This window comes from uncultured Microscilla sp., assembly GCF_947493425.1.
Taxonomy (GTDB): Bacteria; Bacteroidota; Bacteroidia; order Cytophagales; family Microscillaceae; genus Microscilla.
The window spans coordinates 1-296 of the sequence record NZ_CANLRP010000597.1 but is presented as its reverse complement, the minus strand read 5'-3'; the positions used below and the strand labels follow the sequence as shown (position 1 = coordinate 296).

Genomic DNA, 296 nt, shown 5'->3' with positions numbered 1-296 from the left:
GAAAAACGAGTGGAGAAAGTGTAAGCTATTTTATAGATCGCAAGCCATACCCTGCTAAAAACGCTTATTTTAGATTCTGGCTTTTTGAATGTAAACACGATAAGCAAACAAACAACGATCACCTATACGCGGGTGGTAGCAGTGGTTCAACATCTGATACTCATAAACGTGGAGATCGCAACTTACTTGACCTGGCATTTCCCAACACTCCATTCAAGCCTTGCCTAATCGGAATATTTCCTTGAAAAGAAAAAAAAGAGAAAGAGAAAAATAGTCAGGCTGTCCGTTTTCTTTTT

Annotated in this window: 1 protein-coding gene; it reads left to right on the top strand. The window is 38.9% G+C overall.

Features of this window, described 5'->3' with window-relative positions; all coding sequences use genetic code 11:
* Nucleotides 1-245, top strand: a 245-nt coding sequence (locus Q0954_RS34720) for a hypothetical protein (RefSeq protein ID WP_299466869.1), incomplete at its 5' end; no start/stop codon positions are given.
* Nucleotides 246-296 lie beyond the last annotated feature (51 nt).